General features: G+C 60.3%; 15 protein-coding genes and 1 tRNA gene. 4 read left to right on the forward strand and 12 right to left on the reverse strand.

Features of this window, described 5'->3' with window-relative positions:
- Positions 1–3 precede the first annotated feature (3 nt).
- The 10 genes from Q0837_RS02230 to Q0837_RS02275 form a co-directional block, all read right to left on the reverse strand.
- Positions 4–774 (reverse strand): phosphoadenylyl-sulfate reductase, encoded by a 771-nt coding sequence (locus tag Q0837_RS02230; protein WP_298464706.1) that lies wholly within the window; start codon positions 772–774, stop codon positions 4–6.
- Positions 767–1,216 (reverse strand): DUF934 domain-containing protein, encoded by a 450-nt coding sequence (locus Q0837_RS02235; RefSeq protein WP_298464709.1) that lies wholly within the window; start codon positions 1,214–1,216, stop codon positions 767–769. Before Q0837_RS02235 ends, Q0837_RS02230 begins: the two co-directional genes overlap by 8 nt.
- Entirely contained in the window at positions 1,209–2,837 is a 1,629-nt protein-coding gene (locus Q0837_RS02240; RefSeq protein ID WP_298464712.1) for a nitrite/sulfite reductase, read from the reverse strand. Before Q0837_RS02240 ends, Q0837_RS02235 begins: the two co-directional genes overlap by 8 nt.
- Position 2,838: 1 nt before the next feature.
- Positions 2,839–3,135 (reverse strand): DUF2849 domain-containing protein, encoded by a 297-nt coding sequence (locus tag Q0837_RS02245; RefSeq protein ID WP_298464715.1) that lies wholly within the window; start codon positions 3,133–3,135, stop codon positions 2,839–2,841.
- Positions 3,132–3,890, reverse strand: a complete 759-nt coding sequence (cobA, locus tag Q0837_RS02250) for a uroporphyrinogen-III C-methyltransferase (protein WP_298464718.1) — start codon at positions 3,888–3,890, stop codon at positions 3,132–3,134. The genes Q0837_RS02245 and cobA overlap by 4 nt, the downstream gene beginning before the upstream one ends.
- Before the next feature lie 101 nt (positions 3,891–3,991).
- Positions 3,992–4,594, reverse strand: a complete 603-nt coding sequence (locus tag Q0837_RS02255; RefSeq protein ID WP_298464721.1) for a hypothetical protein — start codon at positions 4,592–4,594, stop codon at positions 3,992–3,994.
- Between the two features lie 51 nt (positions 4,595–4,645).
- Positions 4,646–5,764: a mechanosensitive ion channel domain-containing protein gene (locus Q0837_RS02260; protein ID WP_298464723.1), complete on the reverse strand. Its 1,119-nt coding sequence runs from the start codon at positions 5,762–5,764 to the stop codon at positions 4,646–4,648.
- Positions 5,764–6,966, reverse strand: coding sequence for a cystathionine beta-lyase (metC, locus tag Q0837_RS02265; RefSeq protein ID WP_298464728.1), 1,203 nt, complete (start codon positions 6,964–6,966; stop codon positions 5,764–5,766). Before metC ends, Q0837_RS02260 begins: the two co-directional genes overlap by 1 nt.
- Entirely contained in the window at positions 6,963–7,820 is an 858-nt protein-coding gene (locus tag Q0837_RS02270) for a sulfurtransferase (protein ID WP_298464731.1), read from the reverse strand. The genes metC and Q0837_RS02270 overlap by 4 nt, the downstream gene beginning before the upstream one ends.
- Before the next feature lie 40 nt (positions 7,821–7,860).
- Complete coding sequence (locus Q0837_RS02275; RefSeq protein ID WP_298464733.1) at positions 7,861–9,084, reverse strand: hypothetical protein; 1,224 nt, start codon at positions 9,082–9,084, stop codon at positions 7,861–7,863.
- A gap of 182 nt (positions 9,085–9,266) precedes the next feature.
- Between Q0837_RS02275 and queF the strand changes: the two genes are divergently transcribed.
- Entirely contained in the window at positions 9,267–9,737 is a 471-nt protein-coding gene (queF, locus tag Q0837_RS02280) for a preQ(1) synthase (RefSeq protein WP_298464735.1), read from the forward strand.
- Positions 9,738–9,929: 192 nt separating this feature from the next.
- Positions 9,930–14,864: an autotransporter domain-containing protein gene (locus Q0837_RS02285; RefSeq protein WP_298464737.1), complete on the forward strand. Its 4,935-nt coding sequence runs from the start codon at positions 9,930–9,932 to the stop codon at positions 14,862–14,864.
- Between the two features lie 159 nt (positions 14,865–15,023).
- Here Q0837_RS02285 and Q0837_RS02290 read toward each other — a convergent pair whose 3' ends face one another.
- A complete protein-coding gene (locus tag Q0837_RS02290) occupies positions 15,024–16,307 on the reverse strand; it encodes an NADH:flavin oxidoreductase/NADH oxidase family protein (protein WP_298464740.1) in 1,284 nt (427 codons plus the stop codon).
- A gap of 134 nt (positions 16,308–16,441) precedes the next feature.
- Here Q0837_RS02290 and Q0837_RS02295 point away from each other — a divergent pair, with 134 nt between their 5' ends.
- Positions 16,442–17,809, forward strand: a complete 1,368-nt coding sequence (locus Q0837_RS02295) for a M24 family metallopeptidase (protein ID WP_298464743.1) — start codon at positions 16,442–16,444, stop codon at positions 17,807–17,809.
- Positions 17,810–17,985: 176 nt separating this feature from the next.
- On the opposite strand, the gene Q0837_RS02300 is transcribed toward Q0837_RS02295, so the two are convergent.
- A tRNA-Thr gene (locus tag Q0837_RS02300) sits at positions 17,986–18,061 on the reverse strand.
- 161 nt (positions 18,062–18,222) lie between these two features.
- Between Q0837_RS02300 and Q0837_RS02305 the strand changes: the two genes are divergently transcribed.
- The gene (locus tag Q0837_RS02305) at positions 18,223–18,624 is read left to right on the forward strand and encodes a TM2 domain-containing protein (RefSeq protein ID WP_298464745.1); all 402 of its coding nucleotides are present in this window, start codon (positions 18,223–18,225) and stop codon (positions 18,622–18,624) included.
- Positions 18,625–18,633 lie beyond the last annotated feature (9 nt).

The raw sequence follows: 18,633 nt of genomic DNA on the forward strand, positions 1-18,633 counted from the left end.
CGCCTAAAGGAACGGTTCCTCGCCTGGTTTGTGGATGCCGCATTCGGTCTTGTCCCAACCCTTCCATCGGCCTGAGCGAGGGTCTTCACCGTCGGCAACCCTGTTCGTGCAGGGTTCGCAGCCAATCGAGGGGAATCCCTGCGCGACCAGTGGGTGGCGCGGCAGTTCGTGCTCTTCGAAATAGGCCTGGATATCTTCCGCCGACCAGTCGATCAGCGGATTGATCTTCAGCCGTCCCTGCGCATCAGACGTATCGATTTCGAAGCGAGGGAGATTGGCGCGGGTTGAGGATTGAAACGCCTTCCGCCCGGTGAAACTCGCGTCATAGTTCGCTAGCGCTTTGGCAAGCGGCTTCACCTTTCGGATTTCGCAGCAGCCATCGGGATCGTACGACCAGCGCAGGCCGCTTTCATCCTTGGCGACCAGCTCTGCTTCATCGGGAGTCAGCACAACCAGATTGGTAAGACCGATCTTTTCTACCAGCTCGTCGCGGTAGGCGAGGGTCTCGGCAAAGTGCTTGCCCGTTTCAAGGAACAACACCGGAATCTTCGGGTCGATCTGCGCGATCAGATGCAACTGCACCGCGCTCTCCGCGCCAAAGCTGGAGACAACCGCGATGTCTCCCGCAAGATTGCCCTTGATCACGCCCTCAAGCATTTCGAGCGTGCTTGATCCGCGAAACATGCGGTTGAGACGCACGGCATCATGCTCGGAGAAGCGGGGGCCGGTGTCGAGCCGGTCCACGGCTCGGATATCGGAGGTGGGCTTATTCATGGCGCAATTCCTGAATTGTTTTCCGCCCGTCCGCAGCGCTCTGGTAGACATTTTCCCAGGTCGCAAAGGCGCGCTTGGCGTCTTCTTCGTCGAGTGGCTTGTCCGGGGCAAAAGCATCGAACCCGCAGCGGCGCATGTGGCTGAGCTGGTCGATCAGCACATCACCCACTGCGCGCAATTCGCCGGTGAACCCGGCTTCGCGCAGGATCCGTGCCGCTGAATAGCCGCGGCCATCGGCGAAACTGGGAAAGTTGACTTCAATCAACGCCAGACGGTCGAGGAAAGGAAGAAGCACGCGCGCATCGTCGCCCGGTTCGATCCGAACGGCGGTCGCGTTGGTCTGATCGCAGCATGAATCAACGGTGACAGCGGCGTGATCGACCACTTCATCATCGCGAAAGCGAAACTGCACTTCGTCGGGGCTGCGTCCGAGATCAGTCATACAGTGCCTCCTTGAAAGGGGCCATGCCGATGCGGCGGTACGTATCGAGGAAGCGCTCCCCGTCTTCGCGCCGTGCGAGATAGACGTCGGTGACGGTCTCGACCGCATCCACGACGCCATCTTCGTCGAAACCGGGGCCGGTAATCTTGGCGAGGCTAACATCTTCGGCTTCGCTGCCGCCGAGCGAGAGCTGGTAGTTTTCCTTGCCCTTTTTATCGACGCCGAGGATGCCGATGTGGCCCGCATGGTGGTGTCCGCAGGCGTTGATGCAGCCGGAGATTTTGAGCTTCAATTCGCCCAGTTCTTCTGTGCGTCCCTTCGCGGCGAAGTTCTCCGAAATGCGCTGCGCGACCGTGATCGAGCGTGCATTGGCAAGCGCGCAGTAATCGAGGCCGGGGCAGGCGATGATGTCTTCCACGGTATCGAGATTTGGCGCACCGAGATCGGCAGCGTCCAGTTCGGTCCAAAGCGCGTGGAGATCGGCGATCTTCACATGCGGCAGGACGATGTTCTGCGTGTGCATGACGCGCAGTTCGTCAAAGCTGTACTGCTTGGCGAGGCGAGCCATGATGCGGATTTGTTCGCCGGTCGCATCGCCGGGGATACCGCCGACGGGCTTCAGCGAAATCACCGCCGAGACATAACTGTCGTGCTTGTGGCGGACTGTGTTGCGATCGACCCATAGCGCGAAATCCGGGTCTGACAGGTCGACGGTCTTGGCGCCGTTCTCGAAGGCCGGATCGACAAAGAACGGCTTAATCCGCTCCAGCTCCTCGCGCGGTGGTTCGACGCCCTGTTCGAGCAGATGCGCAAACTCTTCTTCGACCTGACGCGTATATTCCTCTGCGCCCATTTCGTGGACGAGGATCTTGATGCGCGCCTTGTACTTGTTGTCGCGGCGGCCGTAGCGGTTGTAGACCCGCAGGCAGGCCTCGGCATAGGTAACCAGCTGTTCGAGCGGCACGAAATCGCGGATCATCGGTGCAATCATCGGGGTGCGGCCCATGCCGCCGCCGACATAGAAACGCGCACCGATCTCACCATTCTGCTCGACGATCTGAATGCCAATATCGTGCAGCCGCATCGCCGCGCGGTCTTTTTCCGCCGCGATCACAGCAATCTTGAACTTGCGGGGCAGGTAGGTGAATTCAGGATGGAAGCTCGACCATTGACGTAGCAACTCGGCGTAGGGGCGCGGATCGACCAGCTCGTCATGCGCGGCGCCAGCGAAGTGATCGGAAGAGATATTCCGGATGCAATTCCCGCTGGTCTGGATCGCGTGCATTTCGACCTTGGACAGGTCTTCAAGGATGTCGGCGGCGTCTTCCAGCTTGATCCAGTTGTACTGGATGTTCTGGCGCGTCGTGAAGTGGCCATAGCCACGGTCATACTTGTCGGCGATATCGCCCAGCGCCGTCATCTGCTCGCTGTTGAGCGTGCCATAGGGGATCGCGACGCGCAGCATGTAGGCGTGGAGCTGGAGATAGAGCCCGTTCATCAGCCGCAGCGGCTTGAACTGGTCTTCGGTCAGCTTGCCTTCGAGGCGGCGATTGGCCTGGTCGCGGAATTCCGCGACGCGGGCGTCGACCATCTTCTGGTCGTAAGTGTCATACTTGTACATGTCAGATTACCCAGTCGATGGCTTCGGGGTCTTTGGGTTTCAGCGTCAGGTCGGGCCGCACAGTCGGCCCCAGCGCGCGGACGCGGTCTTTGATATGGGCGGGGCGGACGCCGTCTTCGGTCCGGTCAGCCTCGAGCGAGTAAGGGACGTTGATGCGGCGAGCGGCTTCCTCGCGAGCGAGGATTTCCTCGGCATCGTCGCCGACATCGACTGCGTCGTTGACGTGGATCGACCATCCCTGGCCGTCCCACCATGTCACTTCGCCTGTCTTAAGGTCGTTTCCTGTCAGGATTTTCATTGAGCGGCCTCCACTGCCACTTGCGCAATTTCGACATTCTCACGCGCAGTCACGTCGCCAATGACGATCAGCGCCGGGCTTTTGATGGTATTCTCTGTGACGAGTTCGGGCAGCCCGGCGAGCAGGCCGCGCACCACGCGCATTTCAGCGCGCGCAGCGTTTTCGATCACAGCCACGGGAACGTCCGGCGCAAGGCCATCAGCCATCAGCTTTTCTGCTATTTGCGGGGCGGTTTTGACACCCATGTAAATCACAAGCGTGCGACCTTTCCCAGCGAGGCCAGACCAGTCCTGATCCGAAAGCCCTTTGCATTGGCCTGCGACAAAGCTGACGATGCTGGAAGCGTCGCGGTGGGTGAGGGCGATCTGTGAGGCGGCAGCGGCACCATTGGCGGCGCTGATACCGGGCACGATCTCAACCGAAACACCGTGCGCACGGGCCAGTTCGGCTTCTTCGCCGCCACGCCCAAAGATCAGCGGATCGCCGCCCTTGAGCCGCACCACATCGCGGCCTTTCAACGCCTCTCGCACCAACAACAGATTGATTTCATCCTGCGGCAGCGTGTGCCGCGCGCGCTGTTTGGCCACAGAGATGAACTCGGCCGATTGCGGGGCGAGATTGAGGATTTCCTGCGAAACCAGCCCGTCATGCACGACCAACTCGGCGTTCTCGAGCAGCCGCGCAGCGCGCAGGGTGAGCAAGTCGGGATCACCCGGGCCTGCGCCAACCAAATATATTGTGCCGGTATTTTCCATGGGTGCGAAATGAGCCGTGCAGGCCCGCCGCGCCAGTGAGAATGGATTTGCGGTGGCTTAGGAAAGCTTTCGTGCTGCGATCGGAACTTGCGGCAGCAGGATCACGCGCCGCAGTAATTGTCCCGGAAACGTTCGAGTTCGCCAATGATCTCGTCCATGTCCGCGCCAATGTTCCAGCTGGAGATCAGAACCATTGGCATCGACGATTTCCGCTTCTCTTCAGGCAAAAGGCTCAGAGGCCAAGGCGCAAGCGTGATGACCTCATGTTCTCTATCGAAGAACACGCTCGTCCATCGTATCCAGTTGCCATAGGATGGTTCGATCCGGCCGATCTTTGACCAAGGGATCGGGTCCTTATACTGGTAGGGCATGTAAAGCCCTTCCGCATCCAAGGTAATTGTTGGCTTTCTGCCAGGACGGCTCCGCCAAAACTGCATGAGCAATGACGCGATGATGAACATAGCGGCGATCGCAATGGCGAACCACAAAGCGTCGAGTGGCCCCTGATCGGACGTTATCACAATCGCAGCCCACATCGGGACCAGAAAGATCAGATTGGCCCAATTTATCGGGCGTTCGCGGAAAGATACCGGAACGAGGTCTTTCGGCCCTCCGGGCACAGGGTTTTGCGCATCGCGCACGTCCCCGGCTCCGAAATCGGAGTTAAGCCCGGTCCAAGTGGATGCGTCGATCTTTTGAGCCATAGCGCTGGAACACTATCACCCTACCGCTACGGCCCGGTTAACGTTGCTTGTCTAGGCTTTGCCTGCCGACATCAGCTCCACCAACTGATCGAGCTGCTTGCTGGAGCGTAAGTGCAGATCACGCTGCGGGAACGGGATTTCGATGTTGTTGTCTTTGAACAGCTGCCAGATGCGCATGTAAACGTCGGATCGGATGTTCGCGAGACCGCCCTCGGGATCGGTGATCCAGAAGCGCAGCTCGAAATTGACCGAATTGTCGCCGAATTCCATCAGATTCACGCGCGGTGCAGGGCGCTCCAGAATACGCGGAGTGTCGTCCGCCGCTTGATAAAGCAGCTTTGTCACCAGGTCCAAATCGCTGTCATAGGATACGCCAACAGGAGCCTTAACCCGCACATCCTTTGAGCTGTAGGACCAGTTGACCACCTGATTGATCATCAGGTTTTCGTTCGGGATCAGGTGCTCGGTCTGGTCACGTGTGATCACCGAAATCGCACGGATGCCGATTTTGCGGATCTGGCCCACTGCTTCGTTGCCGGCCGCATCGGTTACGGAAATGACATCGCCAGGCTTGATCGACTTGTCGAGCAACAACAGAATGCCCGAGATCAGGTTACCAAAGGTCTTCTGAAGGCCGAAACCGATGGCGAGACCGAAGGCACCGCCGAAGAAGGCGAGCGCGGTCAGGTCGATCCCGAGCAGATCTATCCCGACAAAAAAGGCGAGCGCCCAGATCGCGATTGTACTGAGCTTTTCCGCGAGCAATTTCTGTGTGCTGTCGAAACGCGAAATCCGTTTGATCAGATTGCGACTGACGCGGGTGAGCATCCAGGCTGCAGTGATGACCAGCAGGATAACACCGATGATCAGCAAGACATCGAGCGTCGATATTCGCAGATTGCCGATCTCGACCGCCCAGGTGTCGAGCGATTCCAGTAGGCCTCCAACGGTCTCACTCTGCTCAGAAACCGCGTCCTTTAGGCCCTGAGTACCTTCGACGACTTCGATTGGTTCTTCGGGCGTAGGTTCGGGTTCTGGCGGAGTTATCTCTGCCGTTTCGCCGCCTTCACTTTCCGCCGCAGTTTCTCCCTCAGCTCCTGCCCCGGCGTTCTCCGTTTCTGCTGCCGGATCGGTCGTCTCGGTTGTGCTTGCAGGCAGAGTTGCGGTCATCAATCATCCAATTTTGCGAGCGCCTGCGCCAAGTCGGCGATCAGGTCATCCGGGTCTTCAAGACCAATCGATAGGCGAATGGCGGCGCGCGCGCCAGTCTCGCTGACATTGGTTGGCGGCATAACCCCGCGATGTTGCTGCGGAAAGATCGGCAGAGCGAGGCTTTCGAACCCACCCCAGCTGTAGCCGATACCGAACAGATCGAGCGCATCGACAACGCGTCCACACGCGCCAGCATCGGTTGTATCGAGCACAAAGCTGAACAGCCCGCAGGCGCCTGTGAAGTCGCGGGCCCAGAGTGCGTGGCTCGGATCGTCGGGAAGCAGCGGGCACATCACCTGCGCGATCTGCGGCTGATCTTTCAGCCAGCTCGCGATCCGACGCGCACTTTCGGTGCCGCGTTCGAGACGGACCGCCATCGTCCTCAATCCGCGCGCGGCCAGCGCTGCATCGTCGGGCGAGACCACATGGCCAAGTTGCTGCGATGTGCGGCGCAAAGCGCGGTACCAGCGTTCCCCCGCGCTGGCTGAGCCCATCATCAGGTCCGAATGCCCGCCGATATGTTTCGACAGGCTCATCATCACGATGTCGCAGCCATGCTGAAGCCCGGCAAAGCCGAGCGAACTGGCCCAGGTGTTGTCGAGCAGGCTGACGGCACCGTGCTCCTTCGCGATGGTCGCAAGGGCAGGAATGTCACAGACTTCCATCGTCAGGCTGCCAGGACTTTCGAGCCAGACCGCGCGTACGGGCTGATCGAAAAGAGCGCGGTAGGCGTCGAGATCGAGCGGGTCGAAGAATGCGCTTTCGATCCCGAAACGCTTGAGCAGGCCCGTCGCCATCGATCGCGATGGATCGTAGGCGTTGTCGGTCATCAGCAGTCGGTCGCCGGGCTTGAGCACGGCCAGCAAGGCTCCGGCAATGGCAGCGACACCGCTCGGATAAAGCACAGTGCCATGAGCGCCCGGTTCGATCTCTGTTAGAGCGTCGGCCAGCGCCCACTGCGTTGGAGCACCGCGCCTGCCGTAGAAGAAACCGCCATCCGCGTTGCTCTTGTTGGCGTCTTTGCGCGCGGCTTCGTTCTCGTAAAGATGCGTCGAAGCGCGCCAGACCGGTGGGTTGACCACCGGGCCGGTCCATTCCTCGCGGCGACCAGCATGTGTGACGCGGGTGCCGGGTTTCAGCTTCTTTTCTTCTCCGCTCATTCCGGCCGCACCTCTTCAAGACCTTGGGCCTTGCGGGTGTCAGGATCCGCGCTCCATTCCATCCAGCTGCCATCGTACAAAGCGGTGTCGTGCTTGCCGATCAGATGCAGTGCGAAGAGCAGCACGCTGGCGGTGACGCCGCTGCCGCAGGTTGTGACGACCGGTTGATCCAGATCGACACCTGCTGCTTCGAACGCGGCACGCAATTCTGCAGTTGGTTTGAAGGTTCCGTCGGCGTTGTAGACCTGACCAAACGGCAGGTTGAGCGAGCCGGGAATGCGTCCGTTCTCACCGCCATGCACGGGGTCGATACCGGTTCCAAACACCCGGTCCGCGCCGCGCGCGTCGAGAACCTGTTCGGCCTGCGTGTCGATATTGGCGACCAGGTTGGCCTTGGTTCGGACTCGAGTGGCGGTGTTGAGCGACACGGGCGCGGCGCCTCCAAACTCCGGGAGCGTGCTTTCCATCTGGCGATCCTCGCCGCGCCACTTCGCCAATCCGCCATCGAGGATCGCGACATTTTCGAACCCATGCGCGACCAGGGTGAACCATGCGCGCGCGGAGGTTTTCACGGCGCTATCGTCATAGATCACCACCCGGTCGCTGTCGCCTACGCCTAGACCGGCGAGTGTGTCCGCCAATTGCCTCGGGGTCGGCAGGGCCTGCGGGACACTTGATGTAGTATCCACCAGTGCCGCCAGATCAAGGAAACGCGCGCCCGGAATATGTGCCGTATCGTACTCGGCCCGCGGATCGCGGCCTGCTGCGGGTAGGTGCCGTGAGGCATCGAGGATCACGAGATTAGGAGCGCCGAGATTTTCGGCGAGCCACCGGGTAGAAACCAGACTGTCCATGACAGGCGGGGTAGCGCGGCGCAGCGGACCCGCCAAGTGGTCAGGCGGTTTCGAGGCTCACTTCGCGCGCTTTCAGGCCGGGGATGCCGCCGGGAGGTGTGTCGAGCGCAATCGGATGCACCCGTGCCTGGCTTGCTGCGCTGGGTGCGCCAACGACAAAGCTGCGCTTCAGAACATGATCGCCAGCACTGACGATGCTGACATGCAGCAGCGGGATGAATAGCGGCTTTTGCCCCTGCCTGATCGCTTGCACTTCGGTAAGCGGGATCTGGAGCTGGCCGGAAATACTGCGGCTCTGATGCGGACCGATACGCTCGATTTCGCCAACCGGCTGGCCGCCAGCGATGGGCGGGGCGTTGGTCCCGCCGCGCTGCGCGCAGGTTAGCTGGGCCGAAATTTCGATATCTCGCGCTGCGCTGTCCGAACGGTTCGCGATGTCGAGCCGGTAGTCGAGCATGAACATCATCACGCTGCGGCTCGCGCTGACAATCTCCAGGGTCAGGTCAACCTCAAGCGGCGCCGCTTGAGGCGGAGCGGGCGGTTCTGCATTGTCGGTAACTGGACGGGTCGCAGCGATCGATCTGCGCACTCCGGCAGCGAGCGCCGGTGCCGGCAATGCCAGCGGTTCCTGCGCGGCGCGGCGTCTGCGCCACAGCCAAAAGGCCCCGCCGAGCAGCAGGATAAGCATCACGCCAGCAAAAGCGAGATTTCGGGTTTGGGTGAAAAAACCGTCCGTCTCGATCCACGATCCCGCGCCAGCATCGGGAAGAATATCGGTTTCGATCTGCGGACCGGCGGCCGAAGCGCCGCTTTCCGTTCCCAGCTGATCGACATCGTACCAATCGTCGGGACCGATGCTTGGTTCAGCATCGCCTTCGATCTGTGGCAGCGACGTCTCTGCGGGTGGCGCTGCGCCGGGTTGCGGTACTGACCGCTGCGATGGCGGTGCCGTTTGATCGCGCGCAGGTGCTTGACCTGCTGGTTCGCTGGATGACGTCGGCGGTGTAGGAGAAGCGACGGTGCGCGGTGTTTCCGACGTGCTCGTCTCCGGTGCCGTCGTCTCTGGCAGCGTCAGTGCCGGTGTTGGCGTGGGAGTCGGTGTCGGCGTCGGGACGGTGCGCTGTTCGGGAATGACGCGCGGTGCAATCGGAACCCCGGCGCGCTCGTCCACCGGCCCCTGCGGAGCGGGAGTTGGCGTGGGTGAGGGATCGGGCAATTGGAACCCGCCCGGCGAGCTTTGCGCATTGGCCGTTCCAGTCACCAAGGAGGCGCAGGCGAGCGCGAGCGCAAGTGCGGGGCGAGAAGGACGGGGCAGGGCGAATTCCATAGGCACGCGAGTGGATCTGGCTTTGTCAGTGTTCGGGGTCCGGATAGCACATAGATATAAGAAGCCGCGCGTCCAGTTCCTCGCTTGCAACCGTGCTTCTTTCGCGGCAACAGCGCGGCATGGAAAGCACACCTGAAAACGACCTGAATCCGGCCTTTCTCGGCAAAGACAGCCCGTTACCCGCGTCTCCGGAGGAAGCGCAGCTCGACTATGTGCCCAATCCGCGCAAGGGCTCGCTTTATCTCGTGCGATTTGTTTCGCCCGAGTTTACGTCGTTATGTCCAGTGACCAATCAGCCCGACTTTGCCCATATCGTGATCGACTATGCTCCGGGTGAGACGATAGTCGAATCCAAAAGTCTCAAGTTGTTTCTAGGTAGTTTCCGCAATCACAACGGCTTTCACGAAGATGTGACTGTAGGAATTGGGCAACGGCTTGAAGAAGAAATGCAGCCGCGTTGGCTGCGGATCGGCGGCTATTGGTATCCGCGTGGAGGCATTCCGATCGATGTATTCTGGCAGTCCGGGCCTCCGCCAGAGGGGCTGTGGCTGCCGGATCAGGGTGTGGCACCCTATCGCGGGCGTGGCTGATAGGTCACGCTGACACTAAATCAGCTGGTTAGCAGGTGATATTTAATCTCCTTTCGCCGCAAAATACTTTTCATTTCGTCGCGATAATGTATCGGTACGCCTCTGAGCGACCGGGGGGATTTCGCGCGGCAACGCGCACAACTAACTCTCCCTCAAAAAGAATTGTTTTTCATTGCCACTAAGGGGCTCTTCATGACCATCTCCTCTTCCACCAAGTTCCGCGCCGTAGGCGGCGCATCAGTGCTCGCACTTGCGGCTGGATTTTCCGGAACCGCAGCAGCGCAGGTAGCGCCTCCGACGCCGGTTGCGGCTGTGCCAAACCCGGCAACGCCCGCTGCACCTGCCAACATCGAAGAGTGCGCGCTCGTCACGACTGTCCCAGAAGTTGTATGTGCTCCGGGTACTGACCCCGATGGTTTCCAGGCGGCGTTCAACTCGATCGATCTTACGGTCGAAACGGGTTCGCAAGTTCAGGGGCAGATCAGTTTGCTAGTCGGAGTGGATGTTACTGTCGACGGTGACATCGTGGCGCCGACTTTGGGCGTTGGCCAATCCGCTATTGATGTTGGTGATGCTTCGACCGTCACCAATAACGGCTTTATCACATCGGGCACATCGTTTGATGGTATGATCGCAGCTGGTCGTGCCTCAACAGTTGTCAATAACGGCACCCTGCTGGGCGGATCGAGCGCTTCTGCTGGTATCATCGTCGACCAAGACAGCACGGTGATCAATAATGGCCTGATTGCCAATTCGCTCGGCAACTTCTTCGGTATTCTTGGAGGGCAATCGTTTGCCGAAACCGGGGTTACTGTCACCAACACGATCAATGGTCGGATCATCCTCGATTCGCAGGGCATTTTGTCTGCAGGCATCCTTCTCGGTGCGGATGCGACCATCCAGAATGATGGCCTGATTCAGACCTTTGGGGACGTCGCCAACGGGGTTCAGGTTGGCGACAATCTGAACCTTACGAATGCTGGTGTCATCTTCACGACGGGCGACAGTTCCTCCGGCGTCAACGCCGGAAACGACTCAACCGTAGTCAACACCGGTTCGGGCGACATCTTCACCTTCGGCGATAACCTCGCTTCAGTCCTGGTCGGCACCAATTCGCTGGTTCAGAACAACGGCGAAATCCTGACGCGCGGTGACAGCGCAGTCGCTGTCGTTGCAGGCGACGGCTCGACGGTCACCAACAACCCGACCGGCCAGATCGCGACCACGGGTGTGAATTCTCACGCCATCGTCGTCACTGGCAACGCGACGCTCCTAAATATCGGCGGTTTGATCCAGGCCAGCGGCACTGGCGCGAACGGTGCGATCATCACTGGCGACGCAACTGTAACCAACTCCGGCACGATCTCGACCCAAGACGGTCGCGGTCTCGACATTGCTGGCACAGCCACCATCGATAACCTCGCGGGCGGCGTCATCGGCGCTGCTGGCGGCGATGCAGTTCGGGTTAGTGGTGCTACGGCCACCATCGACAATGCCGGGCAGATTTCGGCCAATGGCGACGGAGCCTTCGGTGTCAACGCGCTGAACGTTGCGACCATCGACAACAGCGGCACCATCTCGACCACCGGCATGAACGCCGCTTCGGTTTTCACCGGCGTGACCTCGACTGTCGACAACAGCGGCACCATTTCTGCTAGCGGCAACAACTCGGTTGCTCTGGTCGTGAATGACGGTTCGACCGTGACCAACAGCGGTACGATTTCGACCATCGGTACCAATGCTGGCGCAATTGTCGGTGTGGGCGGCGTGACCATCACCAACGATGGCACGATCTCGACCCTGCTGGCTGACTCTACCGGCGTTACTGTTACTGGCGACGCGACGCTGACCAATACCGGCTCGATCGAAGCGACCACCGGTCGCGGCGTCGACATTGCCGGTGCGTCGGCGATCACCAACAGCGGCACGATCTCGGGCGGCACCGACGGCATCCGCATGAATGCCGGCACGCTGACCAACACCGGCACCATTTCCGGCGACACCGCCGTCAATGCACCGGGCGGCGTGCAGACTGTCTTCAACTTCGGCACGATCAACGGCACGACCAACGCGGTCGCGCTTGGCGCCGAAGATGACACCTTCATCAAGACCAACGACGCGGTTGAAACCGGCAACGTCGATGGCGGTGCAGGTACCGACGTGTACGCACACATCATCACCGATACGACGGACCGGACACTCGACATCACGGCGTTCGGCAACACTGTCACCAATTTCGAAGACATTCGGATTGGCTCGCAGTCGTTTGACTTCACCACATTCGCGGTGACGAACCCAATGTCAGTCGGTGTGTTCACTCTGACCGGCACTTCGGCTCAGGGCTTCACGGTTGTGAACACCGCTATCCTTGATGGCACTGTGAACGGGGGCGTTACCCTCATCACCGGTGCTGCCAATAGCATCACCACCGGCTTCACGATCACCGGCAACGGCGCGATCGTGACTACCGCCGATGGCGAGATCGGCTTTACCGGCGGAGACGACACAGTCCTCGACAATGCCGGTTCGATCACCACCAGCGGCATGAACACCGCAGGCGTTCTGGTCGGTGCCAACAGCACGGTCACCAATAGCGGCGACATCCGCTCGTCCGGCATGAATGGCGTTGCCATCGCGGCTGGCGACGGAAGCACCATTACCAATGCGGCTGGTTCGAACATCATCACCACCGGCGATGGTGGCTTCAACACTGTGATCGCGGGCAATGGCACGCTCATCAATGACGGTATCCTGTCGGCTGCTGGCGCTGGTGCGGCTGCGGTGACCATCTCTGGCGATGGCACCATCACCAACAGCGGCATCCTTGCCGCTGCCGATGGCCGCGCAATCGACATTGGCGGCGTTGGTACGGTTGCCAATACCGGCACGATCGGAGCGCGGGCTGCCAATGCAATCCGTTTCAACAGCGCAGGTTCGACGCTGACCAACGACGGCACGCTCATCACCGAAGGCGATGGCGCGACCATCGTACAGGGCACCGCGGGCACGACCGTGACCAACACCGGCACGATCACGGCCAGCGGCAACACGCTCGCAGGCCTGCTGCTTGGCACCGGTTCGACCGTGACGAACAGCGGCACGATCTCGACCACCGGCATGAGCGCCGTTGGCGTAGCGGTTGCCGACGGATCGACCATCACCAACGAAGCAGGCGGCACGGTTTCGACCACCGGAGACAATTCCGGCGCTGTCATCTTCACCGGTGGCGGCACGTTCACCAATGATGGCACGGTCAGCACCGCTGGTGCAGACGCAACCGCGCTGTTGTTCTTCGGTGAAGCCACCATCAACAACACAGGTACGATCTCAGCCGACACTGCTCGCGCAATCGACCTCGCTGCAGCCTCAACCGTCAACAATGACGGGACGATCACTGCGGCTACCGATGGCATCCGCTTCAACGCCGGATCGACGCTCAACAACCAGGCTGGAGCCACGGTTTCAGGCGACACGGGCGTAACGGGCAGCACGGGTGACGACACGGTCGTCAACTTCGGCACGATCACCGGAACTACCGCTGCGGCGGCTCTGGGTGACGGCGCGGATACGTTCCAGCAATGGACCGGCGCAGCCGTAACCGGCAATGTCGATCTTGGCGGCGGCGATGACACCTTCGTCCTCGAAGGCGCAAACTCGACCGTAGCCGGGATGATCCTTGGCGGTGCCGGCACCGATACCGCTGTTCTTGGCGGTACTCTCGACGCCGACAACCTGATGGGCTTCGAAACCAACACGCTTGGCACGCTGTTCGACCTTACCGTCAGCGGTGACCGCACGCTTAGCGGCGATGTTGTGATCGACGGTGTTGTGAACCTCGGCCTGGGTGTCGATACGCTGACCAATGATGGCACGATGACGCTGGCAACTACCGGTGTGGTCAACATTGCAACGCCGCTCGACGCAGCGCTGCTGGGTCAGACGGTCTCCGTCCTTGAAGATGGCGCTGGCTTCACCGACAATGGCGGTACGATCAACATCATCGATGATGACCTGTTGATCGATTATACCCCAATCGTCGGCTCGCTGCGCGTTCAGGTGACTGGCGTGAACCCACTCGCAGGCGTTGGCGATGCCAACTTCGCCAACTTTGGCGGTGTCATTGCTGGCGGTGTCCGCAACGGCACGATCAGCGCGGCGAACTTCGCTGCTCTGAACGCTCTGGGTAGCGCTGCCGAGTTCCAGACTGCTGCAGCCGATGCTCTGCCATCGCTCAGCGGCGGTGTCTCACGCGAGATCTTCGAAACCAGCAACGTCGCCAGCCAGGCACTGGATCGTCACCTTTCGGGTGAAGGTTCGGGCATCTGGGGTCAGATCGCCATTCGCGGTTCTGAGCAAGACGAGTTCTCGGCTTCGCAGGACGGATACGAATCCGACCAGACGATCATCACGATCGGCGGCGATTTCGCTTTGGGTGACACTGCCCGCGTTGGCCTGCTGGCAAGCTACGCCGACATCGAGGTTGAAGACTTCCAGGGCAATGTGACGCAGGAAGACACCGACGTCGAAAGCATCAAGCTGGGCGCCTACGCCGCGTGGACGCCGGTTGAGCGCGCTTTCCTCAACATGGAAATCGCCTATCTCACCGGTGAAGCTGAAAGCGCACGCACCGGGTTCTTCGGTCCGATCACTTCGGGCTACGACTTCGATGGCTTCGCAGCGCGGGTCACCGTTGGTTACGACCTGCTGCCGGATGAGAACGTGTCGCTCACGCCGAGCCTCGGCATCAACGCCGCCGACATCGGCTTCGACGATGCAAGTGAAGCAGGCGGCTTTGGCTTCCTGATTGAGCGCGGTGACGAGGTCTTCATCGAAGGTCGCGCCGGTATCGAACTGGGTGCTCAGGTCTCCGACAAGGTCGACGGCTTCATCCAGGGTACGATCATCCATGACTTCGCCGATACACCGCGGAGCTTCCGTCTGAGCTCGGCCCAACTGCCGACCTTCACTGTTGGCGCGCCAACACCGGATCAGGATCGTTTCGAACTGGCCGCCGGTGCAGATGTCCAGGTCAGCGATCAGTTCACGATCGGCCTTGGTTACCTTGGTGACTTCGGCGGTGGCTACGATGCGCACTCTGCACGGGCGACCGTGAAGATCGGCTTCTAAGCCAACTGATCAACCGAACAAAAAAGGGGCCGGCCACGCGAGTGGTCGGCCCCTTTTGTTTGCGCGCCTAGCCACCCGCTCCCTCCACCCTTCCACCCGGAGCCTACCGGGATACAATCCGGGTGGAAGGGTGGAGGGAGCGGGTGGCTAGGCCCAGGCCTATGAAGCTCTCGCCTTCATGATCGATTTGTTGCGTGCGTCCACGATGCGGAATGCCTTGAAGACCGGAAACTGATCGTCAGTCCGTCCTTCGTGACCAAGCATCCAGATCTGCTGATAGAACCAGTAGATACCGGCAAAGCCGTTGATCGCCTTCATCATCTGCAGGCTCTTCAGGAACCCCAACCAATTGGGGATCAGATCGAGGTCGTCTTCGTAGCGGGGCAGCGTTTCAAGCCCTTCCAGTAATTGCTTGGGGGCATCGGTCATGACGCATAGAGGCCTGCCAAGACCAACCACGTCTGCAGCTCCAATCTCTACCGCCTGCTCCATCGCTGCACGGGTGCGAAAGCCGCCCGTAACCATCAGCGGAACATCGACCTCCGCCTGCATCGCCTTGGCAAAGTCCACAAAATACGCCTCTCTCGCGGCTGTAGAGGGTGCGACATTCTGGGCCTCTTCGGCTTCCATGCCTTCAACACCCATCAACTTCGGCTGCTCGTATGTGCCGCCCGAAATTTCGATGAGATCGACCGAGGCTTCTTCAAGCCATTTGACCACGCTTAGGCTGTCTTCGAAATCGAAGCCGCCTTTCTGGAAGTCGGCGCTGTTGAGCTTGACCGAGATCGGGAAGCTCGGTCCAACGGCAGCCCGGACCGCACTCACCACTTCGAGCAGGATGCGTGCGCGGTTCTTGAGGCTGCCACCATACTCGTCGGTCCGCAGGTTCACGCGCGGGCTGAGGAATTGCGAGATCAAATAGCCATGTGCGGCGTGGACCTGCACGCCAGTGAAACCAGCGCCCTGACAGGCTTTCGCGGCAATTGCCCAGCGCTGCACGAGCTCCGCGATCTCGTCTATGGTCAGCGGTGTAGGCTTGCCAAATTGCCCGCCTGGCAAGGCGAGCGCGACATCTGACGAGGATTTGGGGTTGGGATTGACCAGCTTCTGGGTTTGCCGCCCCCCATGACTGATCTGCGCCCAAAGATGATTGCCATTGCGCGTCCCGGCCTCGGCCCAGCCTTTCAGCCGAGCGGCCATGTCGGCGTCCGGCTCGCGATCAATCACGACATTGCCGGGCCGTTCCAGATGATCCTTATCGATGATGACATTGCCGGTGAGCAGCATCCCCGCGCCGCCATCGGACCAGATGCCATAGAGCCGCTCAAGCTCGGGCGTCGGACGGCCATCGGGCGTTGCCAGCCCTTCGGTCATCGCCGCCTTGGAGATGCGGTTGGGTAGCACAGCACCGCAGGGGAGGGTCAGTGGTTGATGGAGGCTCACAGTTTTTCCTCAAGTAGATTGCTATTTGCAACTGATGTAGCGAACGAAATGTCGTCTGACCAGTCTCTCACCCAATTGACAGGGGAGCACGGGCCTCACCATACCTGCAAGAACATCGGGGAGCCTGTACGCCTATGAGTATTGTCGCGTTTTTCGCTGCCGCATTGGCGCTGTCAGCGCCGGCGATGAAAGCCGAGGATCCAGGACCACTGATCCTTCCGATGACCGACACAGAGCAGGCCGCGCCGGACATGCCGCCGATCCTGCCAATGCGCGATCGGGCAGACGTCATTGATCGCATCCTGGCAGAACGGCTCGAGACGATCATCCCCGCTATCATGCATGAGCAGGGCGTCGATCTGTGGCTGCTGATGTCGCGCGAATACTTTGAGGAGCCTGTGGTCGAATCCATGCTCGACGCGCGCAGCATGAGCGCGCGGCGGCGCACGATCCTGATTTTCCATGACCCAGGCGAAGGCCAGCCGGTCGAACGGCTGACGGTCAGTCGCTATGGCCTTGCCGGGCTATTCGAGCCCTCTTGGGACCCGGACGATCAACCCGACCAATGGCAGGCTGTGGCGGACATCATTGCCGCGCGTGATCCGGCGACAATCGCGGTCAACTTCTCGGACATCACGGCGTTCGGCGACGGCATGACGCTGAGCCAGTACCGGGCCATGTCAGCCAATCTGCCTGAGCAATACCGCGACCGTATCGTCTCGGGAGAGACACTGGCTGTACGTTGGCTCGAAAGCCGGACACCCTCAGAACTGGAGATATACCCCGGCATCGTTCGGATTGCGCATGCGTTGATCGGACGCGCCTTCTCGCGCGAGGTCATTACGCCCGGCGTGACTACCGCAGCTGACGTGCAGTGGTGGTATCGCGAGGAATTGGCGCGGCTCGGGCTCACCCCGTGGTTCCATCCTTCAATCGGCATTCAGCGCGAGGGCAGCGACGGTATGCTGCGCGGGGATACGGTGATCATGCCGGGCGATTTGCTGTGGACCGATTTCGGGATCACCTATCTGCGCCTGAGCACCGACACACAGCATCTCGCCTATGTCCTGAAGCCCGGCGAAACCCAGGCGCCCGAAGGCTTGAGGCGCGGGCTCGCGGCTACCAATAGGGTTCAGGATATTCTGATCGATTCGTTCAAGACGGACGTCAGCGGCAACGAAGTGCTCGCCGATGCGCGCGCGAAGGCGCTGGCAGAAGGACTCGACCCGTCGATCTATTCACATCCCATCGGTACGCATGGCCATGGTGCGGGATCGGCGATCGGGTTCTGGGACAACCAAGGCAACGATCCGCGCGCAGAATACCTGATAAGATCAGGCACGACCTGGTCGATCGAGCTGACTTCATACAGTGCAGTGCCGGAATGGGGTGGGCAGAGGGTCGACTTCCGTTCCGAGGAAGACGCCTGGTTCGATGGGCAGACGGTGCGGTTTCTCGACGGGCGGCAAACCGAGCTGACTTTGATCCCATCTGGCCAATAGGAGCATCTGAAGAAATCGGCTGCAAAGCAGCCGCTAGGTCGGAGCCGAAGTCGAAGACGCAGGCGTGCAAAGCACACCTGTAGACCGCCCGCAGCGATGCGGCCTTCAGGTCGCATGAGCGAGGAGATCGCACTCGCGGATGCGAGTGCGGAAAACAAAAAACCAAATCGAAGATTTGGTGCCGGCTGCAGGAGTCGAACCCGCGGCCTGATGATTACAAATCAACTGCTCTACCAACTGAGCTAAGCCGGCCCATTGAGCGCCAAAAGCGCTGCGCAGCGCCCGCTAGCCGCAAAACGTATCCATTGTCCAGACTTCGTCGAGCTTTCTTTGCGATCTGTCGAGCATCGACGGGGGTCTGCTTGCGATAGAAGTGCATTTGAACAAGGATGAGGCAGATCAAGGGACGGAACATGGACGAAAGCACACATCAGCAAATGCTGTTCGAGGCGAACCGGAAATCGGTGGCCGCGACATATCTCCTGTGGTTCTTCGTTGGCGTATTTGGTGCTCACCGTTTCTACGCTGGCAGCAAGAAGACCGGATTGATCCAGCTGGCGTTGCTGTTCTCGGTGATTGGTTGGCTCGTCCTGATCCCCTGGCTGCTCGCCGACCTGTTTCTGATTCCCGGTATGGTGCGCGACCGGAATATGGAGCTGATCGAAGAGATCACTTACGACCCTGCGCGGGAGGCCGAAGAACGGTTGAGCAATCCGAAAACACTTGAGGATCGCAAACGCGCGGAGATGCTTGAGGACCTGCGCCGGACCGGATTTAGCCGCAACCGTCTGGACGTATCGCGCCTGGAGCGTTGAAATCCTGAC

It is taken from the genome of uncultured Erythrobacter sp. (assembly GCF_947499705.1).
In the GTDB taxonomy this organism is placed as follows: domain Bacteria; phylum Pseudomonadota; class Alphaproteobacteria; order Sphingomonadales; family Sphingomonadaceae; genus Erythrobacter.

What these genes read in the sequence shown, in the direction of transcription:
- Q0837_RS02230 (WP_298464706.1), bottom strand. Translation starts at nt 774, where the DNA reads ATGAATAAGCCCACCTCCGATATCCGAGCCGTGGACCGGCTCGACACC.
- Q0837_RS02235 (WP_298464709.1), bottom strand. Translation starts at nt 1,216, where the DNA reads ATGACTGATCTCGGACGCAGCCCCGACGAAGTGCAGTTTCGCTTTCGC.
- Q0837_RS02240 (WP_298464712.1), bottom strand. Translation starts at nt 2,837, where the DNA reads ATGTACAAGTATGACACTTACGACCAGAAGATGGTCGACGCCCGCGTC.
- Q0837_RS02245 (WP_298464715.1), bottom strand. Translation starts at nt 3,135, where the DNA reads ATGAAAATCCTGACAGGAAACGACCTTAAGACAGGCGAAGTGACATGG.
- cobA (WP_298464718.1), bottom strand. Translation starts at nt 3,890, where the DNA reads ATGGAAAATACCGGCACAATATATTTGGTTGGCGCAGGCCCGGGTGAT.
- Q0837_RS02255 (WP_298464721.1), bottom strand. Translation starts at nt 4,594, where the DNA reads ATGGCTCAAAAGATCGACGCATCCACTTGGACCGGGCTTAACTCCGAT.
- Q0837_RS02260 (WP_298464723.1), bottom strand. Translation starts at nt 5,764, where the DNA reads ATGACCGCAACTCTGCCTGCAAGCACAACCGAGACGACCGATCCGGCA.
- metC (WP_298464728.1), bottom strand. Translation starts at nt 6,966, where the DNA reads ATGAGCGGAGAAGAAAAGAAGCTGAAACCCGGCACCCGCGTCACACAT.
- Q0837_RS02270 (WP_298464731.1), bottom strand. Translation starts at nt 7,820, where the DNA reads ATGGACAGTCTGGTTTCTACCCGGTGGCTCGCCGAAAATCTCGGCGCT.
- queF (WP_298464735.1), top strand. Translation starts at nt 9,267, where the DNA reads ATGGAAAGCACACCTGAAAACGACCTGAATCCGGCCTTTCTCGGCAAA.
- Q0837_RS02285 (WP_298464737.1), top strand. Translation starts at nt 9,930, where the DNA reads ATGACCATCTCCTCTTCCACCAAGTTCCGCGCCGTAGGCGGCGCATCA.
- Q0837_RS02295 (WP_298464743.1), top strand. Translation starts at nt 16,442, where the DNA reads ATGAGTATTGTCGCGTTTTTCGCTGCCGCATTGGCGCTGTCAGCGCCG.
- Q0837_RS02305 (WP_298464745.1), top strand. Translation starts at nt 18,223, where the DNA reads ATGGACGAAAGCACACATCAGCAAATGCTGTTCGAGGCGAACCGGAAA.